Raw genomic sequence first — 25,140 nt, forward strand, 5'->3', positions numbered from 1 at the left:
TCCTACTCCAAATTCTGGACCTGCTCGCGGAACTGGTCGATCACAACTTTCAGCTCGATGCCGGCGGCGGTAACCGCCGAGGCATTCGACTTCGAGCAGATGGTATTCGATTCGCGGTTAAATTCCTGTGCAAGGAAATCGAGCCGGCGCCCGGCAGGGCCATCTTTCACTAGGAGATCGCGCGCTGCGGCGACGTGCGCCTTCAGACGATCGATTTCCTCGCGCAGATCCGCCTTGGTCGCCAGCAATGCGGCTTCGGCATGCAGCCTGTCGCGGTCCAGCGCGGCCATGCCGTCCATCAACAAGGCGACTTGCGCGGCAAGCCGTGCGGCGATCTCCTGCAGCGAGCGTGAGGGATCGGCCGCGATCGTGCGCGTCAGACCGTCGATTGTCGTGACATGGTCGAGGAGAATGCGGGTCAGCGCCGCCCCTTCCTGCTCTCGCATGGCTCTCAGATCTGAAAGCGCGGCCAACAGGCCGGCTGCGATATCGGCATCACGGGCGGCAAGCGCTTCCTCGCCATCCTCGCTTTCCCGGAATTCAACGATGCCGCGCAACAGAAGCAGCGTATCGAGCTTCAGCGGCGCCGGATCAATTATCCCGTCCAATTGTTCGCGCATGGCAAGCACGGCGGCAAGCGCTTGCTTGTTCAGCACTGCATCGAAGCGGTTCTCGTCGGCGGTGACGGACAGCGATGCCTGCAGGTTGCCGCGGCTGAAGCTTTCGCCGGCGAGGCGGCGGACGTCTGCCTCCATACGTTCGAGGCCGGGTGGCAGGCGCAGCCGCAGATCGAGGCCCTTGCCGTTGACCGAGCGCAGTTCCCATGCCCAGCGCCAGCGGCCGCTCGTTCCCTCGCGCCGCGCAAAACCGGTCATGGACTGCAAAGCCATCCGAGCCTCCAGAAACTATCAGTTAATCTTCTTTTTCTTCGGCGGCACGACGGTCGCGCCGTCATCCGCCGGCTGTTCTTCCGGCTGGCCGTCGACGGCGATGCTCGGATCCGAGCCCTTGTCGGCTTCGAGCTTGCGCCAGTGCTTGACGTTGGCGTTGTGCTCCTCGAGCGTAGCAGCGAAAACATGGCCGCCGGTGCCGTCGGCGACAAAGTAGAGATCCTGGGTCTTCCAGGGATTGGCGACGGCTTCCAGCGCATCCTTACCGGGATTGGCGATCGGCGTCGGCGGCAGACCCTTGATGACATAGGTGTTGAATGGCGTGTCCCGCTTCAGGTCCGACTGGTAGATCGGCCGGTCGGCCGGTTTGCCGTCGCCGCCGAAGAGACCGTAGATGATCGTAGGGTCGGACTGCAGGCGCATGCCCTTGCCGAGGCGGTTCAGGAAAACCGAGGCGACATGGGCACGTTCGTCGGCAACGCCGGTTTCCTTTTCGACGATCGAGGCGAGCGTCACGAGTTCTTCCTTGGACCGCAGCGGCAGCGAAGAGTCGCGCTTGTCCCAGATCTGATCGACGATTTTCTGCTGTGCCGCCTCCATCTGCTCGATGATTTCCGAGCGCTTGGTGCCGCGCGAGAACTTGTAGGTATCCGGGCGAAGGCTGCCCTCGGCCGGAAGGGCGGCCGGCAGGTCGCCTTCCAGCACCCGATCCTCCAGCATGCGGTTGAACATCTGGCGGACCGTCAGGCCTTCGGGGAAGGAAACAGAATAGAGAATGGATTTGCCCGATTTCAGAAGCTCCATGATATCGCTCATGGAGGCTCTGGCCTTGATCTCATATTCACCGGCCTTCAGGCTCTCGCCGGCAGAAAGATGCGTTGCCGTGAGATAACGGAAGATGCGGGCATCGCCGATGATCGCGTTGCGTTCGAGGTTCGTCGCAATTTCGGCCAGACCGGCGCCATTGCGGATAATGAAATTGGTATTGGTCTGCAGCGGACCGGGGTTCCGATAGGTCGATGTGGCGTAGTAGAAGGCGATGATGGCGACAACGCAGACCACAACTGCCATCGTCATGATGAAGTTCAGGAAAAGAACCACCTGGCCGCGGGCTTTCTTGGACCGTTTCGGCGGCTCCGGAACGCGCTCCGGACGCAGGGCTTCGCTGGGCGACTTCGGGATGATCGGCCCCTTCTGCGCCTGGGTATCGTTGCTCTGGTTCGTCGTATCGCTCACCGGCAATCCTCTAAAACTTGACCCTCACTTCGCTATTTCGCGAAGCAATGCGGCAAAAGCAGGTTCCGCCGCCGTTCAACGGCGCTTCCGCTCGTTATGCTCGCGCGCCCCGCTACGCAACGCAGAGGACGGTTGCGGCGCAAGAGACACCCATTACACCGCGCGGACAGGACCGTTATTGCGCGTAACGGCGCAGGACGAGCGACGCGTTCGTGCCGCCAAATCCGAACGAGTTGGATAGCGCCACATTGATTTCTCGCTCACGTGCCTTGTGCGGAACAAGATCGATCGCCGTCTCGCGTTCGGGATTGTCGAGATTGAGCGTCGGCGGCGCGGTATTATCGCGGATGGCAAGCGTGGTGAAAATCGCCTCGATCGCGCCGGCAGCACCGAGAAGATGCCCGGTTGCCGATTTTGTCGAAGACATGGAGATCTTCGACGCCGCATTGCCGACCAGCCGCTCGACGGCGCCGAGTTCGATCGTGTCGGCCATGGTCGAGGTGCCGTGGGCGTTGATGTAGTCGATATCGGCCGCCGTCAGCCCGGCGCGCTTCAGCGCCATCGCCATGCAGCGGCCGGCGCCCTCGCCGTCTTCGGACGGAGCGGTGATGTGATAGGCGTCGCCCGACAGGCCGTAGCCGACGATTTCGGCATAGATCTTGGCGCCGCGCGCCTTGGCGTGTTCAAGCTCTTCGAGCACGACGATGCCGGCGCCCTCGCCCATGACGAAGCCGTCGCGGTCGCGGTCATAGGGGCGCGAGGCCTTCTGCGGATCGTCGTTGTGCTGAGTCGACAGCGCCTTGCAGGCGGCAAAGCCGGCGAGCGAAATGCGGCTGACCGGGGATTCTGTGCCGCCGGCGACCATGACGTCGGCATCGCCGAGTGCAATCAGCCGCGCGGCATCGCCGATCGCATGCGCGCCTGTCGAGCAGGCGGTGACGACCGAATGATTGGGTCCGCGCAGCTTGTGGCGGATCGAAACCTGGCCGGAGACGAGGTTGATCAGGCGGCCGGGAATGAAGAAGGGGGAGATGCGGCGGGGGCCCTTGTCGCGCAGTGTGTACCCTGCCTCGACGATGCCTTCGATGCCGCCGATGCCGGAGCCGATCAGCACGCCGGTGGCGATCTGGTCCTCATCGGTCTCGGGATGCCAGCCGGCATCGGCAAGCGCCATGTCGGCGGCAGCCATGCCGTAGATGATGAAGGGATCGACCTTGCGCTGCTCTTTGGGCTCCATCCACTGATCGACATTGAAGGTGCCGTCGGTGCCGTCGCCGACGGGAATGCGGCAGGCGATCTTGGCGGGAAGGTCGTCGACCTCGAATTCGGTGACCAGGCGGGCGCCGTTCTGACCGGCAAGCAGCCGGGACCACGTCACCTCGGTTCCGCATCCTAAGGGTGATACCATGCCGGTACCCGTTATGACGACACGTCTCATCGCGTGCTTTCCCCCGTCTCTTATGTTCTATGGAGAAATATGCCGAAAAGAAAAGGGCGGACTCCAGGCCCGCCCTTTCTTAAAATTACAGGATCAGGCCTGGGCCTTCTCGATAAACTTCACGGCATCGCCGACCGTCAGGATCGAGTCGGCGGCGTCGTCAGGAATTTCAACGCCGAATTCTTCTTCGAAAGCCATGACAAGTTCGACCGTGTCGAGCGAGTCGGCGCCCAGATCGTCGATAAAGCTGGCGCTCTCGACGACCTTGTCGGCATCGACGCCAAGATGATCAATAACAATTTTCTTTACGCGTTCTGCGATATCGCTCATGTCGGTTTCCTCGACCTTATGTCCTGATCGGAATGCCGTTGCGGCACCCCTACCCTGTTTCAGCCTGCGATGTTTTCAGACATCCTCGGCAAACTCTTTTACCCGGCTTCAGAGATGTCCAGGCTTGCAAAAAGCCGGCCGGTCCGTCTGCTTTCTCGGGACGACTGTTGACAGTCATGGCCCGCTTAACATGCTTTATGTCTGCCGCAAAGCGAGAAAATCAACGGTTCGTGATTGCTCAACATGCTATTGGCGGAAATATCCCCATGCCAGCGGTTTGTCGTTTCAGATCATCGCCATGCCGCCGTTTACGTGCAGCGTCTGGCCCGTCATATAGGCAGCCTCGGAGGACGCAAGATAAGCGACCGCCGAAGCAACCTCACCGCCCGTGCCCATGCGCTTCATCGGGATCGCTCCCATGATCGCTTCCTTCTGCTTGTCGTTCAGCTTGCCGGTCATGGCGCTTTCGATGAAGCCTGGCGCCACGCAGTTGACCGTCACGTTGCGGGTGGCGATCTCCTGGGCCAGCGACTTGGTGAAGCCGATCATGCCGGCCTTGGAGGCGCAGTAATTGGTCTGGCCCGCATTGCCGGTGACGCCGACGATGGAGGTGATGTTGATGATGCGGCCATAGCGGCGACGCATCATCGGATGCGTCAATTCGCGCGTCAGCCGGAAGGTCGACGTCAGGTTCACTTCAAGAACGGCATCCCAATCCTCGTCGCTCATGCGAACGAACAGGCCGTCCTTGGTGATGCCGGCATTGTTGACGAGGATATCGACGCCTTCGAGTTCGGCCTCGGCCTTCTGGCCAAGCGCCTTGACCTCATCGCGGTCGGAAAGGTTTGCCGGGAAGATCTTGACGCGCTCGCCGAGTTCGGCGGCCAGCGCTTCCAGCTTCTCGACGCGGGTTCCGTGCAGACCGACGATAGCGCCCTGCTTATGAAGAAGGCGGGCGATTTCCTCGCCGATACCGCCCGATGCGCCGGTGACGAGAGCCTTGCGGCCGGAAAGATCGAGCATGGAAACGTTCCTTATCTTTGGATATCTGGATCTTTGGATATCTGGAAATACCAATCAGGCCATGAGGGCGGCGACGGCCGCGTCGATATCCGCCGGACCGTTGACGGAGATGCCGTTGATCGTCTTGTCGATGCGGCGGGCAAGGCCGGTCAGCACCTTGCCGGAGCCGAGTTCATAAAGCGTCGTCACGCCATTGCCGGCGAACCATTCCACCGTCTCGCGCCAGCGCACCTGACCGGTCACCTGATCGACTAGGAGGCCGGCGATCTCATCGGCGCTGGTCACGGGCGCGGCACGGACATTGGCAATGAGGGGCACGACGGGATCGGCCTTGGCGACCGTTGCCAGCGCTTCGCGCATGGCCTCGGCGGCGGGCGCCATCAGTGTCGAATGGAACGGAGCGGAGACCGGCAGCAGAATGGCGCGCTTGGCGCCCTTGTCGGTCGCCAGGCCGGCGGCCTTTTCGACAGCTGTCTTCTCACCCGAGATGACGATCTGGCCGCCGCCATTGTCGTTGGCGATCTGGCAGGCGCCGAGGACGGCCGCTGCCTCGCAGACGGCGACGACGTCGGCATGTTCGAGGCCGATGATCGCGGCCATAGCACCGGCACCGACAGGGACGGCCGCCTGCATGGCATTGCCGCGGATGCGCAACAGCCGCGCGGTGTCGGCGAGCGAAAAGGTTCCGGCGGCGCAAAGTGCCGAATATTCGCCGAGCGAGTGACCGGCGACGTAGGCGACCTTGGACTTCAGATCCAGCCCTTTGGCCTCCAGGACGCGGACGACGGCGATCGAGACAGCCATCAGCGCCGGCTGGGCGTTCGCCGTCAGGGTTAACGTATCCTCGGGACCGCTGAACATGACGTCCGAAAGCTTTTCACCGAGCGCCGCATCGACCTCTTCGAAAACGACGCGGGCTTCGGCGAAATTCTCGGCGAGATCCTTGCCCATGCCGACGGCCTGACTGCCCTGACCGGGAAAAGTGAAAGCAATGGTCATTCTCGTGTCCCTGGCTGATGCCCCTGATTGCGCCCCATGAGGCTGTTTTGCCTCCAATTGACATTCTTTCGGGCAGAGTCAAGTGGCGGCTCATTCTCCGCAAAGCCTTTCTCCCCGGCGCAAAAGCCAGGTTTTTGCTCTTGCGCTCCGCCAAATCGAGCCTAGATTTGCGCGGACCCTCCCTAAGGCTTCACCTCTCTCCCAAGGTTTTCCCATGCAGTACAATTCACTAGGCCGCACCGGCATTTCCGTTTCAGAGATTTGCCTTGGCACCATGACCTGGGGTTCGCAGAACAGCGAAACCGACGCTCACGCGCAGATGGATTACGCCGTCGAAAAGGGCGTCAATTTCTTCGATACCGCCGAACTCTACCCAACCACGCCCGTTTCGCCGGAAACACAGGGCCGGACCGAAGACTATATCGGCAGCTGGTTCGGCAAATCAGGCAAGCGAGGAGATATCGTGCTCGCCACCAAGGTCGCCGGCCGCGGCCGCGATTATCTGCGCGGCGGCGAAGGTGCGGATGCCAGGAATATACGGCTGGCGCTCGAGGCCAGCCTGACGCGGCTGAAGACGGATTACGTCGACCTCTACCAGATCCACTGGCCGAACCGCGGTCATTTCCATTTCCGCCAGAACTGGAGCTACAATCCCTTCAACCAGGATCGCGACCAGACCGTCGCCAATATGCTCGACATCCTGGAAACCCTCGGCGCACTGGTGAAGGAAGGCAAGATCCGGGCGATCGGCCTTTCCAACGAAACCACCTGGGGCATCCAGAAATACCTGACACTGTCAGAACAGAAGAGCCTGCCGCGCGTCGCCAGCGTCCAGAACGAATACAATCTGCTCTACCGCCATTTCGACCTCGATCTCGCCGAACTCTCGCACCATGAGGATGTCGGGCTGCTCGCCTATTCGCCGCTCGCCGGCGGCATCCTGTCCGGTAAATATGTCGATGGCCTCAGGCCGAAAGGTTCGCGCGGCTCGATCAACCACGATATCGGCGGCCGCCTGCAGCCGCTGCAGGAGCCGGCGACCAAAGCCTATCTGGCGATCGCGGCCGGTTACGGCCTCGACCCAACGGCCATGGCGATCGCCTTCTGCCTGTCGAGGCCCTTCATGGCCTCGGCCATCATCGGCGCAACCTCGATGGAGCAGCTGAAAGTCGATATCGGCGCGGCCGAGCTGACGCTTTCTAACGACGTGCTGGCGGAGATCGCCAAGGTGCATCGGCAGTATCCGCTGCCGCTCTGATTATATTCCTTGATTTCGATTTAAGGAATTATGCAATAGCCAGACGCTACCGATTGGTCTGCGTCGGGCTCGAGTGTCCGATTGAGCTTGCGTTTGCCCGAAAAATCCGTATAAGCCGCCCTGTTCGTTAACCCGGTCTTCTGGCTGGTGGCTGAACGGAGGGCCGGTTTCCTGTTGGAAATCGTTCGGAACGGAAGCGTTCCAGCCTCCCGTGTCTCCGCTCTCGACCGTCTCGGAAACGCTTTCTTGCCTGGGTCCGCCCAATCAGGAGCAGTCGTTGAGGCTTAGCCGCCGAATATCGGGTTGAACCAAACGCAAGAAAGGCAAAGCTGTCATGGCTCTTTATGAACATGTATTCCTTGCCCGGCAGGATATTTCCGCTCAGCAGGTCGATGCCCTCGTAGAACAGTACAAGGGTGTGATCGAAGCTAACGGCGGTAAAGTCGGGCGTATCGAGAACTGGGGCCTCAAGTCCCTTACCTATCGCATCAAGAAGAACCGCAAGGCGCACTACGCCCTGATGGACATCGATGCACCGGCTGCTGCCGTCCAGGAAATGGAACGTCAGATGCGCATCAGCGAAGACGTTCTTCGCTACATGACGATCGCCGTCGAGAAGCATGAAGAAGGGCCGTCTGCCATGACGCAGAAGCGCGACCGCGACGACCGTCCGCGCGAAGGCGGCCGTGGCCCGCGTGAAGGCGGCTTCGGCGATCGTGACCGCGGCCCGCGTCCGCCGCGTGAAGGTGGCTTCGACGACCGTCCGCGCCGTCCGCGCGAAGACCGTGTATAAGGGAGATCCGAGATATGTCTGAAACTTCCTCCGCTCCGGTCCGCCGCCCGTTCCATCGCCGCCGCAAGACCTGCCCGTTCTCCGGCGCCAACGCGCCGCGGATCGACTACAAGGACGTACGTCTGCTGCAGCGCTACATTTCCGAGCGCGGCAAGATCGTTCCGTCGCGCATCACGGCTGTTTCCCAGAAGAAGCAGCGCGAACTCGCCCAGGCGATCAAGCGCGCCCGTTTCCTCGGCCTGCTGCCCTACGTCGTAGCCTAATAGAATATGTGACCCCCGGATTCCTGATCTGGGGGTTGCCTCCCTTCTGCGATGGGCGCGGATCGGAACTCTTAAAACCCATGTTGAGACGTTTCTGAATTCGATTCAGCAACATCCTCTAACTGCTTGATGAAGCAGGACAGCGACCTTGAAACGACCGGATCTTAAAACGCTGCTGATCGGCGCACTCGCCGGATTGACCGCCGCCCTGCTGGTGCTGGGCGCGAGCGTGCAGCCGTCGTTTTTCAGCGCGCTCCTCTACACGGCCTCGGCGCTGCCGATCCTGATCGTCGGGCTCGGCTGGGGCAATGCCGCGGCGATCTCGGCCGTTGCCACTGCAGCGGCGCTCGGCGCGATCTTCACCTCGCCTTCCTTTGCGCTGATCATGACGCTGGTGACGCTCTTGCCGGCCGGCTGGCTCAGCCACCTCGCCAATCTCGCTCGCCCCGCCTCCGAACTCGGCGGCCCTGACCACCTGCTTGCCTGGTATCCGCTCTCCGATATTCTGCTGCATCTCTGCGGCCTGGTGACGATCGCCGTCATCGTCATCGGCGTGATGATCGGCTATGGGCCGGAGATCACCGATCCGATCGTCGATCTGCTGATCACCTCGGTCAAGCAGCAGCAGCCGGAATTCATGCCCGATCCGGCAGCCACCGCGCAGACCAAGTCGCTGATCCTGCTGATGCTGCCGGCTTTGCAGGGCGGCATGTGGGTCAGCATGCTGTTTGCCGCCTATTATTTCGCCGTGCGCATCGTCGCAGCGTCAGGTCGCGGCCTTCGCCCGCGCGAGGACATTCCCTCGTCGCTGCGCATGAACCGCAACTCGATCTTCATCTTCCTCGCCGGGCTTGCCGCCTGCTTCTTCGGCGGCGTTCCGGCGCTGGTCGGCGCGACGGTGATCGGCACCTTCGGCGCCGGCTTCGTGCTTTCCGGTTTCGCCTCGCTGCATTTCCGCACGCGCGGCAAGGACTGGCGCATCCCGGCCCTCATCCTTAGCTACCTGGCTTCGATGCTCATGCTGCTGCCAGCTCTCCTCATCCTCGTCCTCGGTCTCAGCGATACGCGCAAGGCGATCGCGCTGACCCCGACGAAAGATGCTGATGCCCCCAAACAATCCGACACGAAAATTTGAGACACAAGAAAGGCAAAAGAAAATGCAAGTCATCCTTCTCGAACGCATCTCCAAGCTCGGCCAGATGGGCGAAACCGTAAAGGTTCGCGACGGCTTTGCCCGTAACTACCTGCTGCCGCTCGGCAAGGCGCTGCGCGCCAACGCCGCCAACAAGACCCGCTTCGAAGCCGAGCGTTCGACACTCGAAGCCCGCAACCTCGAGCGCAAGTCGGAAGCCCAGAAGGTTGCCGACGTTCTCGACGGCAAGTCCTTCATCGTCGTGCGTTCGGCCGGCGAAACCGGCCAGCTCTATGGTTCGGTCGCTGCCCGTGACGTCGTCGATATTCTCGCCGCCGAAGGCTTTAACATCGGGCGCAATCAGGTTCACCTCAACACGCCGATCAAGGCGATCGGCCTGCACAAGGTCGAGCTGCAGCTGCATGCCGAAGTCGAAATCCACGTCCAGCTGAACGTTGCCCGTTCTGCCGAAGAGGCAGAGCGCCAGTCCAAGGGCGAAGAACTCACCTCGGTCGACGCCATCTACGGCGTCGACGAAGACGCTCTGCGTCCTGAAGATTTCTTCGATCCGGAAGCCGACGGCGTCGACGAAGACGAAGCATAATATCGTCGGAGCAATCCACGACAGGAAGCCCGGCCACAGCGCCGGGCTTTTTCGTTGGGGATGTTTCGGATGTTTTTGCTGCGAGCCTTATCGCATCGCGCTAAAATAGAGTTCTCCGAAACGGATGGGCTGAGTCGGCGCCATACCGTGTCGTGCGGGTGACACTGCCGGTATTTCTCCTTTGCGTCGCCCAGGACTGTGGAGAAGTCGAACAACGTGCACAGCGTTCAGGATTTAAGCGAAGCGAGCCCCCGCTCCCCTCGCAGCCTCTTGATTTTCGCGTCCGGAATTGCAAATCCGGAGCTGGAAAAAGACAGAACGGATGATGATGAACGACGCCGCTCGAAAGATTGCAGCCGTTGCTCCCTCGGAGCAGCATTATCGCGAAGCACCCAACAATATCGAAGCCGAGCAGGCGCTTCTGGGTGCTATCCTGATGAACAACGACGCCTATTACCGGGTGTCGGACTTCCTGAAGCCGATTCATCTCTATGAACCGCTGCACAGGAAGATCTTCGAGGTTGCCGGCGATATCATCCGCATGGGCAAAATCGCCAATCCGGTGACGATCAAGACCTTCCTGAAGGCCGACGAGAAGGTCGGCGACATGACGGTTTCGCAATATCTGGCGAGCCTCGTCAGCAATGCCGTCACCGTCATCAATGCCGAGGATTACGGCCGGGCGATCTACGATCTGGCGCTGCGCCGGGCGCTGATCACCATCGGCGAAGATGTCGTCAACATCGCCTACGACGCGCCGCTCGACATGCCGCCGCAGTCGCAGATCGAGGATACCGAACGCCGCCTCTTCGAACTGGCGGAAAACGGCCGCTACGACGGCGGCTTCCAGGCCTTCAATGATGCGGTTGCGCTGGCGATCGACATGGCGGCCGTCGCCAAGGAACGCGACGGCGGGCTTTCCGGCATTTCCACCGGCATCCATTCGCTGGATTCCAAGATGGGCGGCCTGCAGCGTTCGGACTTGATCGTTCTTGCCGGACGTCCCGGCATGGGCAAGACTTCGCTTGCGACCAATATCGCCTACAATATCGCTGCCGCCTACGAAGGCGAAGTCCAGTCGGACGGCAGCACGAAGGCGAAGAACGGCGGCGTCGTCGGTTTCTATTCGCTGGAAATGTCGTCGGAACAGCTTGCCACCCGTATCATCTCCGAGCAGACGGAAGTCTCCTCCTCGAAGATCCGCCGCGGCGACATCAACGATGCCGATTTCGAAAAGCTCGTCGCCTGCTCGATGATGATGCAGAAGGTGCCGCTTTATATCGACCAGACCGGTGGTATCTCGATTGCCCAGCTTTCGGCGCGCGCGCGCCGTCTCAAGCGCCAGCGCGGCCTCGACGTGCTTGTGGTCGACTACATTCAGCTGATGACCGGCTCGGGCAAATCCAGCGACAACCGCGTGCAGGAAATCACCCAGATCACCACCGGCCTGAAGGCGCTCGGCAAGGAACTCAACGTTCCGATCATCGCTTTGTCGCAGCTCTCGCGTCAGGTGGAAAGCCGCGACGACAAGCGGCCGCAGCTCTCCGACCTTCGCGAATCCGGCTCGATCGAGCAGGACGCCGACGTTGTGCTCTTCGTGTTCCGCGAGGAATACTACGTCAAGAATTCGGAACCGCGCGACATCCACGATCCGAAATATCCGGAATGGGAAGCGCTGTTCGACAAGGTGAAGGGTACCGCCGACGTCATCATCGCCAAGCAGCGCCACGGGCCGACCGGCACGGTGAAGCTCGCCTTCCAGGCGGAATTCACCCGCTTTGCCGATCTCGCCGATCCGTCCTTCACCCAATATGAAGAGCACTGATCGCGCAGCGATGCTGCAGCGCCGGGCTTTCCATTGACAAAATCGACCTTTAAACTGGCCGGAGAATCCTCCTCCGGCCTCTTTTCGATGTGGATCATGAGCGATTTTCTCGACGCCCCCGAAGACGATAATTTTGCCTCGGCAGGCCTGCGACTGACCGTCGACCTGACGGCCTTGACGGAGAACTGGCGCGACATGGCGCGCCGCTCCGGTGCGGCGCGCGCCTCGGCGGTCGTCAAGGCGGATGCCTACGGCATGGGCATCGAGGATGCCGGCGAAGCGCTCTACATGGCAGGCGCCCGCGACTTCTTCGTCGCGACCGTCGACGAGGGTGTGACGCTTCGCCTCTATGCGCCCGAGGCGCGCATTTTCGTGCTCTCGGGCATATGGCCGGGCACCGAGCGGCGCTTCTTCGAAAACGATCTGGTTCCGGTGATCTCCTCTGACGAGCAGCTCGCCTTCTGGATGGCGGTACTTGCCGATTACGGTGACTACCCCTGCGCGCTGCATGTCGATACCGGCTTCAATCGGCTCGGATTGCATATGGACGATGCGATCGCGCTCGCCGACGACGTCTCACGTCCGGCGAGCTTCGCACCGGTGCTTGTCATGAGCCATCTCGCCTGCGCCGACGATCCCAGCCATGCGATGAACCGGCAGCAACTCGAATCATTCCACAGGGTTAGCGCCGCCTATGAAGGCATCGATTCAAGCCTTGCCGCCTCGGCCGGCATTTTCCTCGGCGAGGATTATCACTTCGACTTGACCCGTCCCGGCATCGCGCTTTATGGCGCCGAGGCGGTCTGCGGCCTGGCCAATCCGATGCGGCCGGTGGCAACCGCGGAAGCCCGCATCATCCAGGTGCGCAGCGTCGAGGCCGGCGAGACCGTCAGCTACGGGCGGGCGCTGCAGCTTGGCCGCAAAAGCCGGCTGGCGATCGCTTCGGCCGGTTATGCCGACGGCTACATGCGCAGCCTGTCGAGCGGCGGCGTGCCGCTGCGCCAGACCGTACCGCAGGGTGGGCAAGGCTTCATCGCCGGACGTAAGGTGCCGGTCGCGGGCAGGATCACGATGGACCTGACGATCTTCGACGTGACGGATCTGCCTGACAACGCCGTGCGCGCCGGGGATTATGTCGAGCTGTTCGGAAAGAACATGGCCCTGGACGATGTGGCGCGGGCGGCAGGCACGATCGGATACGAGATCCTGACCAGCATGGGGCTCCGCCACGAGCGGCGCTATGTCGCCGACGAGGAATAACCTACCCGTCAGCGGCTGCTGAGCGCAAGGCGGACGCCGAGCGCCAGGAAAAGCGCGCCGAGGCCGCGATCGAGCCATAACCCAATTTTTTGATTATGCCTGAGCGCATCGGCAAGGCGCCCTCCGAGGAGGACGAGCGGCGGCTCGATGAAGGCAGCGACGACGATGATCAGCCCGCCATGCAGCATGAGCTGGGCCCATGCCGGCCCTGCCCCTTCAACGACGAATTGCGGCAGGAAGGCCAGGAAGAAAATCGCCACTTTCGGATTGAGCAATGAAACCAGAATGCCCTGTCGGTAGATCCTTGCTGCCGGCATTTTTTCACCGGCAGTCTTTATCAGACCATTGCCGCCGCCGGCGCGCAAAGCCTGGATGCCCAGCCAGACGAGATAGGCGGCGCCGATCCATTTGACCGCGGAGAAGGCGACGGCCGAAGCGGCGAACACGGCGGAAAGGCCGAGCGCCGCCATCAGAACATGCAGGCAGGCGCCGGACCAGACGCCGAACAGCGCGGAAAAACCGGCACGTTTTCCGCTTTTCATCGTGTGACCGAGGATGAAGGCGATGTCGGGGCCGGGTGACAGGTTGAGCAGGACCGCCGCCGAGAAAAATGCAAACCAGTGCGCAAACGAATAATCGAACATCTTCCACCGTTCAGAATGAGCAGAGGCAAAGCATAGGCACGGGAGGCACTGATGGGAAAATCATTAGTTTTGATCCGTCGCGATAGCCATTATCTCAAGCACGACAATGATTCGATGAAGCGGCGCGACTGCTTCACTCGGGAACCCGGACTGAAAGAGTGATTGATGGCGAAGGCCAGGACACAATTCATTTGCCAGAGTTGCGGCACGATCCACAACCGCTGGGCCGGCAAATGCGAGAACTGCGGCGAGTGGAACACCATCGTCGAAGAGGACCCGATGGGCGGGATCGGCTCCGGCCCCGGCAAGACGCCGAAGAAGGGCCGGCCGGTGGCGCTGACGGCGCTGTCCGGTGAAATCGAGGAGGCGCCGCGCATCCATACCGCCATGTCGGAACTCGACCGGGCGCTTGGCGGCGGCTTCGTGCGCGGGTCGGCGGTGCTGATCGGCGGCGATCCCGGTATCGGCAAATCGACGCTGCTGATGCAGGCGGCCGCCGCTCTTGCGCGGCGTGGCCACAAGATCATCTACGTCTCCGGCGAAGAAGCTGTGGCGCAGGTCCGGCTGCGGGCACAGCGCCTTGCGGCGGCCGATACCGACGTGATGCTGGCGGCCGAAACCAATGTCGAGGATATTCTGGCGACACTTGCCGAGGGCAAGCGGCCGGATCTCGTCATTATCGATTCCATCCAGACGCTGTGGAGCGAACTGGCCGAATCCGCGCCGGGAACGGTGACGCAGGTGCGCACCGGCGTGCAGGCGATGATCCGTTTCGCCAAGCAGACCGGCGCCGCCATGGTGCTGGTCGGGCATGTCACCAAGGACGGGCAGATCGCCGGCCCGCGCGTCGTCGAGCACATGGTCGACGCCGTGCTCTATTTCGAGGGCGATCGCGGCCATCACTACCGTATCCTGCGCACGGTCAAGAACCGCTTCGGCCCGACCGACGAGATCGGCGTTTTCGAAATGTCCGACAAGGGGCTGCGCGAAGTCGCCAATCCCTCGGAACTCTTCCTCGGCGAACGCAACGAAAAATCGCCGGGCGCCGCTGTCTTTGCCGGCATGGAGGGCACGCGTCCCATTCTCGTCGAGGTGCAGGCGCTGGTGGCGCCGACCTCGCTCGGCACACCACGGCGCGCCGTGGTCGGCTGGGATTCGGCCCGGCTGTCGATGATCCTCGCGGTGCTGGAAGCCCATTGCGGCGTCAGGCTCGGCCAGCATGACGTCTACCTCAATGTTGCCGGCGGTTACCGCATCACCGAACCGGCGGCCGATCTCGCCGTCGCCTCGGCGCTGGTTTCCTCGCTTGCCGGTATTGCCCTTCCCGCCGATTGCGTCTATTTCGGCGAAGTCAGCCTGTCGGGCGCCATCCGGCCGGTTGCGCACACCGCCCAGCGCCTCAAGGAAGCCGAGAAGCTGGGCTTTTCCGCAGCACTGCTTCCATCCGCCTCCGCCGAACTGCCGAAGGGCTCCGGCGGGCGGTGGAGCGAGGTCGAAAGCCTGCCGGATCTGGTGGCGCGCATCGCCGGCTCGAAGGGAGCGCTGCGTGTGGAAGACGAGGTTTGATCCTTTCATTGCCAAGATTGGTAATGATATAGGAGGCACACGATAAGGCACGACACGGCCGCCAAGCGGCAGTCCTGGAGTTGAATTTACATGCCCATTACGATTTTCGACGGTATTGTCATCGGCGTCGTGCTCTTCTCCGCCGTGCTGGCGATGGTCCGCGGCTTTTCGCGCGAGATCCTCTCAATCGCGAGCTGGGGCGGATCGGCAGCGGCGGCCTATTACCTCTATCCGTACCTGTTGCCCTACGCGAAGAAATATACCGATGACGACCGCATCGCGATCGTCGGTTCGGCAGCGGTCGTCTTCCTGATCGCGCTCATCGTCATTTCTTTCATCACGATGAAGATTGCCGATTTCATCATCGACAGCCGCGTCGGCGCGCTCGACCGCACGCTCGGTTTCCTGTTCGGGGCAGCGCGCGGCGTGCTGCTGCTGGTCGTCGCCGTCGCCTTCTGGAACTGGCTGGTCGATGTCGACCACCGCCCGGCCTGGGTCAACCAAGCAAAATCGAAACCCTTCCTGGATTCGATGGTCGTGAAGCTGAAATCGGTTCTGCCGGAGCAATTTGCCCAGATGATACCGGCGAGCATCCGTGATAAGCTTCAGCCGCCGGCACAGGGCGCCGAAGGCACCAATCCGCCGACGGGCGACCAGGCACCGGCAGAAGACGCACCGACCGCGCCTGCACAGCAGCCAGCGAATTGACACAGTGTTCAAGAGCTTGACCCGCCCTCCGGCAATTGCCATTTGAGCGGGATGTCAAATAAGGGGTCCGGCCGGGCATTCCAGCTCTGCCGGGCTTCAGTTATTTCTGGAAATGCCGATCCATTCTTGTGAGAGCAGAGGCCCGCAGAAATGAACCAGTCCCATTCCTTCCCGACCGACGATCCGCTCGACGGAGATACGCTGCATGAGGAATGCGGGGTTTTCGGAATTTTGGGACATCCCGATGCCGCGGCACTGACGGCTCTTGGTCTGCATGCGCTTCAGCATCGCGGACAGGAAGCAGCCGGCATCGTCTCGTTCGACGGCAAGCGCTTCTATCAGGAGCGCCATATGGGCCTGGTCGGCGACCACTATACCAATCCGATGACGCTCGCCCGCCTGCCCGGCAGCATGTCGATCGGTCATACACGCTACTCGACGACAGGCGAAGTCGCCATGCGCAACGTGCAGCCGCTGTTTGCCGAACTTGAGGAAGGCGGGATCGCCATTGCCCATAACGGTAATTTCACCAACGGCCTGACGCTGCGCCGCCAGATTATCGCGACCGGCGCCATCTGTCAGTCGACGTCCGATACCGAAGTGGTGCTCCATCTCATCGCCCGCTCCCGCCACGCTTCCACGTCCGACCGCTTCATCGACGCCATTCGCCAGATGGAAGGCGGCTATTCGATGCTCGCGATGACGCGCACTAAGCTGATTGCCGCGCGTGACCCGACCGGCATCCGCCCCCTGGTGATGGGCGAACTCGACGGCAAGCCGATCTTCTGCTCGGAAACCTGCGCGCTCGACATCATCGGCGCCAAGTTCATCCGCGACGTGGAAAATGGCGAGGTCGTCATCTGCGAAATCCAGCCCGACGGCTCGATCAGCATCGATGCCCGCAAGCCCGGCAAGCGGCAGCCGGAACGGCTCTGCCTGTTCGAATATGTCTATTTCGCCCGGCCGGACTCGGTCGTCGGCGGCCGCAACGTCTATACGACGCGCAAGAATATGGGCATGAACCTCGCCAAGGAATCGCCCGTCGAGGCCGACGTTGTCGTGCCGGTGCCGGACGGCGGCACGCCGGCGGCTCTCGGCTTCGCACAGGAAAGCGGCATTCCCTTCGAATACGGCATCATCCGCAACCACTATGTCGGCCGCACCTTCATCGAACCGACCCAGCAGATCCGCGCCTTTGGGGTGAAGCTGAAGCATTCGGCCAACCGGGCGATGATCGAAGGCAAGCGTGTGGTGCTGGTCGATGATTCCATCGTGCGCGGCACGACGTCTCTCAAGATCGTCCAGATGATCCGTGAAGCGGGCGCGCGCGAAGTCCATCTCCGCGTCGCCAGCCCGATGATCTTCTTCCCCGACTTTTACGGCATCGACACGCCCGATGCCGAAAAGCTCCTGGCGAACCAGTATGCCGATGTCGACGCCATGGCCAAATATATCGGCGCGGACTCGCTTGCCTTCCTGTCGATCAACGGGCTTTACCGCGCCGTCGGCGGCGAGGACCGCAATCCTGCCCGGCCGCAATTCACCGACCACTACTTCACCGGTGACTATCCGACCCGCCTGCTCGACAAGAACGGCGAGTCGATGGGCAACAAGCTTTCGATGCTTGCCAGCAACGGCTGAGCCGCCGCTGCTTTGACTTCCCTTCCGAGGGGCTCGTGCGCCCCTCGCCATCGCAAGCAAATCCGGAACCGGAACAGATGAACATCAATCTTGAGGGCAAGATCGCACTCGTCACCGGTGCATCGCGTGGCATCGGCTATTTCACGGCGCTGGAGCTTGCGAAAGCCGGCGCCCATGTGATCGCCTGCGCCCGCACGGTCGGCGGGCTCGAGGATCTCGACGATGCGATCAAGGCGGTCGGCGGCACGGCGACGCTCGTCCCCTTCGACCTGGCCGACATGAATGCGATCGACGCACTCGGCGGCTCGATCTTCGAGCGCTGGGGCAAACTCGATATCCTCGTCGCCAATGCCGGCGTGCTCGGCGTCATTTCGCCGATCGGTCATATCGAGGCGAAGGTGTTCGAAAAGGTGATGACCATCAACGTCACTGCCACATGGCGGCTGATCCGGTCGGTCGATCCGCTGCTGACCCGCTCGGATGCCGGCCGCGCCGTCATCCTGTCCTCGGGTGCCGCCCACAAGTGCCGGCCCTTCTGGGGCGCCTACTCCGCTTCCAAGGCGGCCGTCGAGGCGCTGGCTCGGACCTGGGCCGGCGAGAGCCAATCGACGCCGCTGCGCATCACCAGCGTCGATCCGGGCGCCACCCGCACGGCGATGCGCGCCCAGGCGGTGCCGGGCGAAGATCCGCAGACGCTGCCGCATCCCTCCGAGATCGCCAAGGCGATCCTGCCATTGACGGGGCCCGGTGTGACCGACACGGGCAAACTGTTCATCGTGCGGGAAAACAAGCTCGTCGACTACCGCCTGCCGGAGTAGCGTCATTTGACAGCAACGGCTGGGAACAGATGTGCGAAGCCCGTTTCCGACGGGCACACCGCATTGAGGTCCACCGCTCCCTGAATGCCGTCGACAGTGCCGTTGTCGGCAAATTGCCAGATCGACCAACCACCGCAGTCTTCCTGCGTCGGTTCTTGGAACACGCTTCGCAGCCACAGGAAATGGTCGGGGAAGCGGGATTCATTGCCTTTCAGATAGCGATCGAAGAATTCCTGCGTGACGTAAAAGATCGGCTTTTCCGGAAAGGTGCCTGTCAGCTCGGTAAAGAAGGCGTTCACCTCAGTCGCCATTTCCTCGACAGTCGGGACCTTGTTGCAATTGCCGACGAACTCCAGATCGACGGCGATCGGCAGGGTTCCCGGCTGTTTCGGCACGGTCGCGAGGACGTTCTGCGCCTGATCCTTGCCCGGGCGGCAGAAGGTGAAGAAATGATAAGCGCCCCTGACCAGTCCTGCATCGCCGGCGCGCCGCCAGTTGTCGGCGAACCTGGAATCCTTGTGATCTCCGCCTTCGGTCGCCTTCATGATCGCGAAACGGACGTTGGGCTGCGCGGCCACCATCTTCCAATCAATGTCACCCTGGTGATGGCTGACATCGATGCCCTGGATCGGATAGCGGCTCAAGGACGGATTGTTGAAGCGAAGCATTCCGAAATCGTACGCCAGATATGCAGCGGATGCGACCACCACAATTGCGGTCGCTCCGATTGTCCACCGAACCACGCTCCTCACACATTTCTCCCATATTTTCAGCAGGTTTCAGCTGGCTATAGAAGATTTGCGCCGCGAAAATGGCAGACGAATCTGAAGACGCGCTGTTTGTCTTCGCGGACCTTCGGCCTTGCAATCGATTCACCGGATGCGCCGCTTCAGTTGCTGCCGGGATCGTTCCTCGCCCCTCTTGACCAAACGTCATTCCCACGCCATAAAACGCGGCATGAAAACGGTTATCTGCATTATCTGCGGAAAGATTATTCGCTAGCGCAAGCGCTGGCCCGGCCGTTTTCGTCTCCCAAATAGTCAAGATGCGAAACGCCCCGGCCCGCCGGTCGCGATATTTCTGATTGTACTGATGGGAGAGTGGAATGGGCGGCATGCCGGAACTGAGGCTGTACAACACGCTGACACGGGAAGAATCGGTTCTTTCGCCGATCGATCCCAACAATGTCCGCATGTATGTCTGCGGCCCGACCGTCTATGATTTCGCTCATATCGGCAATGCCCGGCCGGTCATCGTCTTCGACGTGCTGTTCGGGCTGCTGCGCCATGTCTATGGCGAAGGCCACGTCACCTATGCCCGCAACATCACCGACGTCGATGACAAGATCAATGCGCGGGCGCTCCGGGATCATCCGGGCCTGCCGCTGAATGAAGCGATCCGCGCGGTCACCGAAAAGACCGAGACGCAATTTCACGCCGATGTCGCCGAACTCGGCTGCCTGGAGCCGACCTTCGAGCCGCGGGCGACCGACAATATCGCTGAGATGATCGAGATCATCGAGAAGCTGATCGGCAATGGCCATGCCTATGTCGCAGCCGGCGAAGTGCTGTTCGACACCAAGTCCATGGCGGATTACGGCCAACTTTCGAAGCGCCCGCTCGACGAGCAGCAGGCCGGCGCCCGCATCGCCGTCGACGCGCACAAGAAGAACCCGGGCGATTTCGTGCTCTGGAAGCTGTCGAGCCACAACGAGCCCGGCTGGGAGAGCCCGTGGGGCCGCGGCCGGCCTGGCTGGCACATCGAGTGCTCGGCGATGAGCAAGCGCTATCTCGGCGATGTCTTCGACATTCATGGCGGCGGGCTGGACCTGATCTTCCCGCATCATGAAAACGAGATCGCCCAGTCGCGTTGCGCCCACGGCACCGAGGTGATGGCGAATGTCTGGATGCATAACGGCTTCCTGCAGGTCGAAGGCCGCAAGATGTCGAAATCCGAAGGCAATTTCGTCACCATCCACGAGTTGCTGCACACGGAAACCTTCGGCGGCCGCAAATGGCCGGGCCAGGTGCTGCGCCTTGCCATGCTGATGACGCATTATCGCGAGCCGATCGACTTTTCGATCAAGCGACTGGAAGAGGCCGAACGTCTGCTCGCCAAATGGCCGGCGACCGAAGCCGGCGATGCAGCGCCCGATGAAACCGTGCTCAACGCGCTGGCCGACGACCTCAACACGGTGGCGGCGGTGCAGGCATTGCATGCCTTGGCGCAAGCTGCCCATACGGATCCCGCCGCCGGCGCCGCCTTCGCGGCAACCGCTGCCCTCCTCGGGCTGCTGCCGAGGAAAGCAGAAATCGACGCGGCCGTCGCAGCGGCAGTCGATGCGCTGGTCGCCATGCGTTTGGAAATGCTGAAGGCGAAGAATTTTGCTGAGGCCGACAAGATCCGCGACGAGCTGACCGCGAAAGACATCCAGCTGAAGGACGGCAGGGATACGGCGACCGGCGAGCGGGTGACGACGTGGGAGGTCAAGCGGTGAGAGTGGTGTCTGGGGATAAGGCCCCTCCCCAACCCCTCCCCACATTGTTGCGGAGGGATTGTCCATGACCACCTATACCGGCGGCTGCCAGTGCGGTGCGGTGCGCTTTCGCGTCAGCGGCGAACTCAAGGATTCGTCGATCTGTCATTGCCGCATGTGCCAGAAGGCGTTCGGGGCTTATTATGCGCCGCTGGTGTCGGTGCGCGGCGCCGATTTTGCGTGGACGCGCGGAGAGCGGAAAAAGTTCCGCTCTTCCAATTTCGTCGAGCGCGGCTTCTGCGGCGATTGCGGGACGCCGCTTTCCTACGAGGCGCCTGACGGGGTTGCGATTGCCGCGGGCGCCTTCGACGATCCTTCGGCGCTCCCGCCGGTGGTGCAATTCGGCATCGAGGGCAAGATCGGCTTCGTCGATCATCTGCACGAACTGCCGGGGCACCGGACGGAAGAGGATGCGCAAGCCGCCCCCTTCGTGCTCGAACTCGTCTCCTTCCAGCATCCCGATCATGAGACGCTGGCATGGCCGCCCAAGGAGCCCCGATGACAGTGCACGCAGACAGAAGCGGCGGGTGCCAGTGCGGGGCGGTGCGTTACCGCGCTGAAGGCGAACTCGGTTATCCCCACCTTTGCCATTGCCGCATGTGCCAGAAGGCGGCCGGCAATTATTTCATGCCGCTTGCAGCAGCGAAGCGTCAAGATTTCGAGCTGACGCGCGGCGCGGCGAAATGGTTTCAGTCATCGGATCTGGTGCGGCGCGGCTTCTGCGGCGATTGCGGCACGCCGCTGTTTTACGACATTCCGGAGATGAATTTCATCAACATCACGCTCGGCTCGCTTGATAATCCCGACACGGTCAAGCCCGTGATGCAATCGAACACTGGCCGCAAGATGTCCTGGTTTCACGCGCTGGACGGTCTGCCGCTGGAACCACAGGCTGAAACGCCCGACCGCGAGAACGCGATTGCGGCAAGCAACCATCAGCACCCCGATCACGACACGAAAAGCTGGCCCCTCGGAGAGATCTCATGACGGACACGATAAAAACAGGCGGATGCCAATGCGGCGCCGTGCGCTTCCGCATTTCAGGCGGACTGGGGCGACCCTCGATCTGCCATTGCCGCATGTGCCAGAAGCAGTTCGGTGGTTTCTTCTCCGCGCTCGTCACTGCGCCTGAGGAGGGGATGGAATGGACGCGCGGCGAGCCGAGCTATTTCCAGTCCTCGGTCAATATCGACCGTGGCTTCTGCAGCAATTGCGGCACGCCGATGACCTATCGTCATCCGGGCGGGCTGGAGCTTGCGATCGGCACTTTCGACGACCGCAGCGATCTCGCACCGCTGGTCCAGGTAAACTACGAGGCCCGCCTGCCCTGGGTCGAAGAGATCTTCGATGCGCCGGTGCTGAAGGATCAGGATTTCTACGCGCGGCAGGAGGCGATCATTTCCTTCCAGCATCCCGATCACGACACCGCGCTCTGGCCCGCGAAAGGCGTGAAGATATGACCGAGATCCTGCGCACACTCTATCCCGAGATCGAACCCTACGCCTCCGGCCATCTCGATGTCGGTGACGGCCATGTGATCTATTGGGAGCGGTCGGGAATGCCGGGCGCCAAGCCCGCCGTCTTCCTGCATGGCGGTCCGGGCGGCGGCATCTCGCCCGCTCATCGCCGGCTTTTCGATCCTCAGCTCTACGACGTCATGCTGTTCGACCAGCGCGGCTGCGGCCGGTCGACGCCGCATGCGGAACTCAACGCCAACACGACCTGGCATCTCGTCGCCGATATTGAGCGGCTGCGCGAAATGGCCGGCGTCGACAGCTGGCAGGTGTTCGGCGGCTCCTGGGGTTCAACCCTGGCGCTCGCCTATGCCGAGACGCATCCGCAGCACGTCTCCGAGCTCATTCTGCGCGGGATCTATACGCTGACCAAGGCCGAGCTCGACTGGTACTACCAATTCGGCGTCTCGGAAATGTTCCCGGACAAGTGGGAGCGCTTCATCGCTCCCATTCCGTCGGAAGAGCGGCATGAGATGATGCAGGCCTATCATCGCCGCCTGACGCACGAAGACAGAGACGTGCGCCTCAAGGCCGCGCAGGCCTGGAGTATCTGGGAAGGCGAAACGATCACGCTGCTGCCGGAACCTTCGACGAGCGGCAAGTTCGAGGAGCCGGAATTCGCCTATGCATTTGCGCGCATCGAGAACCATTTCTTCGTCAATGCCGGCTGGATGGACGAGGGACAGCTGATCCGCGATGCCGGCAAGCTCAAGGATATTCCCGGCGTCATCGTGCATGGACGCTACGACATGCCCTGCCCGGCCAAATATGCCTGGCAGTTGCACAAGGCCTGGCCGACGGCAGAGCTCCACCTAATCGAGGGTGCGGGCCATGCCTATTCGGAGCCGGGGATTCTCGACCAGCTGATCCGGGCGACGGATAAGTTTGCCGGGAAGCCGGACTGATGCTACACGCCGTGACTACCCCTCTGCCCGGCAGGGCAAGGGGGGTAAGCTCCGGATAAAAACAATCAATGCCCCGGAGACATCGCGGTGACCAAGGAAAAAATCTACCTCTTCGACACGACGCTCCGGGACGGGCAGCAGACGCCCGGCATCGATTTCTCGGTCGAGGACAAGATTGCGATCGCCGCGATGCTGGACGAATTCGGCATCGATTACGTCGAGGGCGGCTATCCCGGCGCCAATCCGACGGATACAGCCTTCTTCAGCGAGAAGCGCACCAGCCGGGCCGCCTTCGTTGCCTTCGGCATGACGAAGCGGGCGGGCGTTTCGGTTTCCAATGATCCCGGCATTGCCGGGCTGCTGCAGGCGAAATCCGACGCCATCTGTTTCGTCGCCAAGAGCTGGGATTATCATGTTGCGGTGGCGCTTGGCTGCACTAACGAGGAAAACCTCGAAAGCATCGCCGAAAGCGTCAAGGCGGCGGTCGGCGGCGGCAAGGAGGCGATTGTCGATTGCGAGCATTTCTTCGACGGCTTCAAGGCCAATCCGGCCTATGCGCTCGCCTGCGCCAAGACCGCCTATGACAGCGGCGCCCGCTGGGTGGTGCTCTGCGACACAAATGGCGGCACGCAGCCGCCGGAGGTGCGCGCCATCGTCGAGGCGGTGATCGCCTCAGGCGTTCCCGGCCACTGTCTTGGGATTCATGCCCATAACGACACCGGCCAGGCGGTCGCCAATTCATTGGCCGCGGTCGAGGCCGGCGTCCGGCAGATCCAGGGCACGCTGAATGGCATCGGCGAGCGTTGCGGCAATGCCAATCTGGTGACGCTGATCCCGACGCTGGCGCTAAAGAGCGCCTACACCACACGTTTCGAAACGGCAATCGACGAGGAGCGGCTGCTCAATCTCACCCGCCTTTCGCATGCCTTCGACGAGCTGCTCAACCGCTCGCCTGATCATCAGATGCCCTATGTCGGCGCTTCCGCCTTCGCCACCAAGGCCGGCATCCATGCATCGGCGCTGATCAAGGACCCGCGGACCTATGAACACGTGCCGCCGGAGACCGTCGGCAACTTCCGCAAGGTCATGGTGTCAGACCAGGGCGGCAAGGCGAACTTCATCAATGCGCTGAAGCGGCGCGGCATTACCGTCGCCAAGGACGATCCAAAGCTCGACTTGCTGATCTCGATCGTCAAGGAACGTGAATCCATCGGCTATGCCTATGAGGGCGCAGATGCGAGCTTCGAGCTGCTGGCGCACCGCACGCTTGGCACGATCCCGGAATTCTTCACCATCGAAGGCTTCCGGGTGATGATCGAGCGCCGCTTCGACAGTCTTGGCCGCGTGAAGATCGTCTCCGAGGCCGTGGTGAAGATCACCATCGACGGCCAGACGCTGATGTCGGTTGCCGATGCCGAAGGCCCGGTGAACGCGCTCGACCTCGCGCTACGCAAGGATTTCGGCAAATACCAGCACGAGATCGACGATCTGGTGCTCGCCGATTTCAAGGTGCGTATCCTCAATGGCGGCACGGAGGCGATCACCCGCGTTCTGATCGAGTCCACCGACAGCGACGGCGTGCGCTGGTGGACGGTCGGCGTCTCGGAGAACATCATCGACGCCTCGTTCCAAGCACTGATGGACTCCGTCATCTACAAGTTGATGAAGAACCGGCAGCTGGCAGGCAAGATCGCGGCGGAATAAGTCTCTTCCGCCGGTTCGGCGAGGAAGCCTTGCCGGTCTTTGCCGCCATCATC

At 61.9% G+C, this 25,140-nt stretch carries 25 protein-coding genes; 17 read left to right on the top strand and 8 right to left on the bottom strand.

Features of this window, described 5'->3' with window-relative positions; translation table 11 throughout:
* Window positions 1-2: 2 nt before the first annotated feature.
* The 6 genes from HJB84_RS03425 to fabD form a co-directional block, all read right to left on the bottom strand.
* Entirely contained in the window at window positions 3-890 is an 888-nt protein-coding gene (locus HJB84_RS03425; RefSeq protein ID WP_207583657.1) for a YicC/YloC family endoribonuclease, read from the bottom strand.
* Window positions 891-908: 18 nt separating this feature from the next.
* A complete protein-coding gene (mltG, locus tag HJB84_RS03430) occupies window positions 909-2,126 on the bottom strand; it encodes an endolytic transglycosylase MltG (protein ID WP_207583656.1) in 1,218 nt (405 codons plus the stop codon).
* A 175-nt stretch (window positions 2,127-2,301) separates the two neighbouring features.
* Entirely contained in the window at window positions 2,302-3,564 is a 1,263-nt protein-coding gene (fabF, locus tag HJB84_RS03435; RefSeq protein WP_207583655.1) for a beta-ketoacyl-ACP synthase II, read from the bottom strand.
* A gap of 93 nt (window positions 3,565-3,657) precedes the next feature.
* Entirely contained in the window at window positions 3,658-3,894 is a 237-nt protein-coding gene (locus HJB84_RS03440; protein WP_003547058.1) for an acyl carrier protein, read from the bottom strand.
* Window positions 3,895-4,179: 285 nt separating this feature from the next.
* On the bottom strand, window positions 4,180-4,917 hold the full coding sequence (gene fabG / locus HJB84_RS03445; protein ID WP_207583654.1) for a 3-oxoacyl-[acyl-carrier-protein] reductase: 738 nt from the start codon (window positions 4,915-4,917) through the stop codon (window positions 4,180-4,182).
* 54 nt (window positions 4,918-4,971) lie between these two features.
* The gene (fabD, locus tag HJB84_RS03450; RefSeq protein WP_207583653.1) at window positions 4,972-5,916 is read right to left on the bottom strand and encodes an ACP S-malonyltransferase; all 945 of its coding nucleotides are present in this window, start codon (window positions 5,914-5,916) and stop codon (window positions 4,972-4,974) included.
* Window positions 5,917-6,130: 214 nt separating this feature from the next.
* Here fabD and HJB84_RS03455 point away from each other — a divergent pair, with 214 nt between their 5' ends.
* From HJB84_RS03455 to alr, 7 genes are all read left to right on the top strand, one after another.
* Complete coding sequence (locus HJB84_RS03455; RefSeq protein ID WP_221115280.1) at window positions 6,131-7,174, top strand: aldo/keto reductase; 1,044 nt, start codon at window positions 6,131-6,133, stop codon at window positions 7,172-7,174.
* A 334-nt stretch (window positions 7,175-7,508) separates the two neighbouring features.
* On the top strand, window positions 7,509-7,967 hold the full coding sequence (gene rpsF, locus HJB84_RS03460) for a 30S ribosomal protein S6 (RefSeq protein WP_207583651.1): 459 nt from the start codon (window positions 7,509-7,511) through the stop codon (window positions 7,965-7,967).
* 14 nt (window positions 7,968-7,981) lie between these two features.
* On the top strand, window positions 7,982-8,230 hold the full coding sequence (gene rpsR, locus HJB84_RS03465) for a 30S ribosomal protein S18 (RefSeq protein ID WP_003547038.1): 249 nt from the start codon (window positions 7,982-7,984) through the stop codon (window positions 8,228-8,230).
* A gap of 148 nt (window positions 8,231-8,378) precedes the next feature.
* Window positions 8,379-9,365: a DUF2232 domain-containing protein gene (locus HJB84_RS03470; protein ID WP_221115281.1), complete on the top strand. Its 987-nt coding sequence runs from the start codon at window positions 8,379-8,381 to the stop codon at window positions 9,363-9,365.
* A 22-nt stretch (window positions 9,366-9,387) separates the two neighbouring features.
* Window positions 9,388-9,966, top strand: coding sequence for a 50S ribosomal protein L9 (gene rplI / locus HJB84_RS03475; protein WP_207583650.1), 579 nt, complete (start codon window positions 9,388-9,390; stop codon window positions 9,964-9,966).
* 328 nt (window positions 9,967-10,294) lie between these two features.
* Window positions 10,295-11,791 (top strand): replicative DNA helicase, encoded by a 1,497-nt coding sequence (locus HJB84_RS03480; protein WP_207584280.1) that lies wholly within the window; start codon window positions 10,295-10,297, stop codon window positions 11,789-11,791.
* An 87-nt stretch (window positions 11,792-11,878) separates the two neighbouring features.
* Complete coding sequence (gene alr / locus HJB84_RS03485; RefSeq protein ID WP_405048987.1) at window positions 11,879-13,051, top strand: alanine racemase; 1,173 nt, start codon at window positions 11,879-11,881, stop codon at window positions 13,049-13,051.
* Between the two features lie 8 nt (window positions 13,052-13,059).
* Here the strand turns inward: alr and HJB84_RS03490 are convergent, their stop codons facing one another.
* The gene (locus tag HJB84_RS03490) at window positions 13,060-13,695 is read right to left on the bottom strand and encodes a LysE family translocator (RefSeq protein ID WP_221115282.1); all 636 of its coding nucleotides are present in this window, start codon (window positions 13,693-13,695) and stop codon (window positions 13,060-13,062) included.
* 165 nt (window positions 13,696-13,860) lie between these two features.
* On the opposite strand from HJB84_RS03490, the gene radA reads away from it, so the two are divergent.
* From radA to HJB84_RS03510, 4 genes are all read left to right on the top strand, one after another.
* Window positions 13,861-15,261, top strand: coding sequence for a DNA repair protein RadA (radA, locus tag HJB84_RS03495; RefSeq protein WP_221115283.1), 1,401 nt, complete (start codon window positions 13,861-13,863; stop codon window positions 15,259-15,261).
* 90 nt (window positions 15,262-15,351) lie between these two features.
* Window positions 15,352-15,969, top strand: a complete 618-nt coding sequence (locus HJB84_RS03500) for a CvpA family protein (RefSeq protein ID WP_164008666.1) — start codon at window positions 15,352-15,354, stop codon at window positions 15,967-15,969.
* A gap of 150 nt (window positions 15,970-16,119) precedes the next feature.
* Window positions 16,120-17,610 (top strand): amidophosphoribosyltransferase, encoded by a 1,491-nt coding sequence (gene purF, locus HJB84_RS03505; protein ID WP_207583646.1) that lies wholly within the window; start codon window positions 16,120-16,122, stop codon window positions 17,608-17,610.
* Between the two features lie 77 nt (window positions 17,611-17,687).
* Window positions 17,688-18,428 (top strand): SDR family NAD(P)-dependent oxidoreductase, encoded by a 741-nt coding sequence (locus HJB84_RS03510; RefSeq protein WP_207583645.1) that lies wholly within the window; start codon window positions 17,688-17,690, stop codon window positions 18,426-18,428.
* A gap of 2 nt (window positions 18,429-18,430) precedes the next feature.
* On the opposite strand, the gene HJB84_RS03515 is transcribed toward HJB84_RS03510, so the two are convergent.
* Entirely contained in the window at window positions 18,431-19,180 is a 750-nt protein-coding gene (locus tag HJB84_RS03515; protein WP_207583644.1) for a GH25 family lysozyme, read from the bottom strand.
* Window positions 19,181-19,533: 353 nt separating this feature from the next.
* Here HJB84_RS03515 and cysS point away from each other — a divergent pair, with 353 nt between their 5' ends.
* The 6 genes from cysS (at window position 19,534) to cimA (ending at window position 25,087) form a co-directional block, all read left to right on the top strand.
* A complete protein-coding gene (cysS, locus tag HJB84_RS03520; protein WP_221115284.1) occupies window positions 19,534-20,925 on the top strand; it encodes a cysteine--tRNA ligase in 1,392 nt (463 codons plus the stop codon).
* Between the two features lie 64 nt (window positions 20,926-20,989).
* Window positions 20,990-21,466 (top strand): GFA family protein, encoded by a 477-nt coding sequence (locus HJB84_RS03525; protein ID WP_221115285.1) that lies wholly within the window; start codon window positions 20,990-20,992, stop codon window positions 21,464-21,466.
* Window positions 21,463-21,951, top strand: coding sequence for a GFA family protein (locus tag HJB84_RS03530; protein WP_221115286.1), 489 nt, complete (start codon window positions 21,463-21,465; stop codon window positions 21,949-21,951). Before HJB84_RS03525 ends, HJB84_RS03530 begins: the two co-directional genes overlap by 4 nt.
* Window positions 21,948-22,424, top strand: a complete 477-nt coding sequence (locus tag HJB84_RS03535) for a GFA family protein (protein WP_207583640.1) — start codon at window positions 21,948-21,950, stop codon at window positions 22,422-22,424. Before HJB84_RS03530 ends, HJB84_RS03535 begins: the two co-directional genes overlap by 4 nt.
* Complete coding sequence (gene pip, locus HJB84_RS03540) at window positions 22,421-23,383, top strand: prolyl aminopeptidase (protein ID WP_207583639.1); 963 nt, start codon at window positions 22,421-22,423, stop codon at window positions 23,381-23,383. Before HJB84_RS03535 ends, pip begins: the two co-directional genes overlap by 4 nt.
* 87 nt (window positions 23,384-23,470) lie before the next feature.
* Complete coding sequence (gene cimA, locus HJB84_RS03545) at window positions 23,471-25,087, top strand: citramalate synthase (RefSeq protein WP_221115287.1); 1,617 nt, start codon at window positions 23,471-23,473, stop codon at window positions 25,085-25,087.
* Window positions 25,088-25,140: the final 53 nt, after the last annotated feature.

Source organism: Rhizobium sp. NZLR1b (assembly GCF_019685155.1).
GTDB lineage: Bacteria > Pseudomonadota > Alphaproteobacteria > Rhizobiales > Rhizobiaceae > Rhizobium.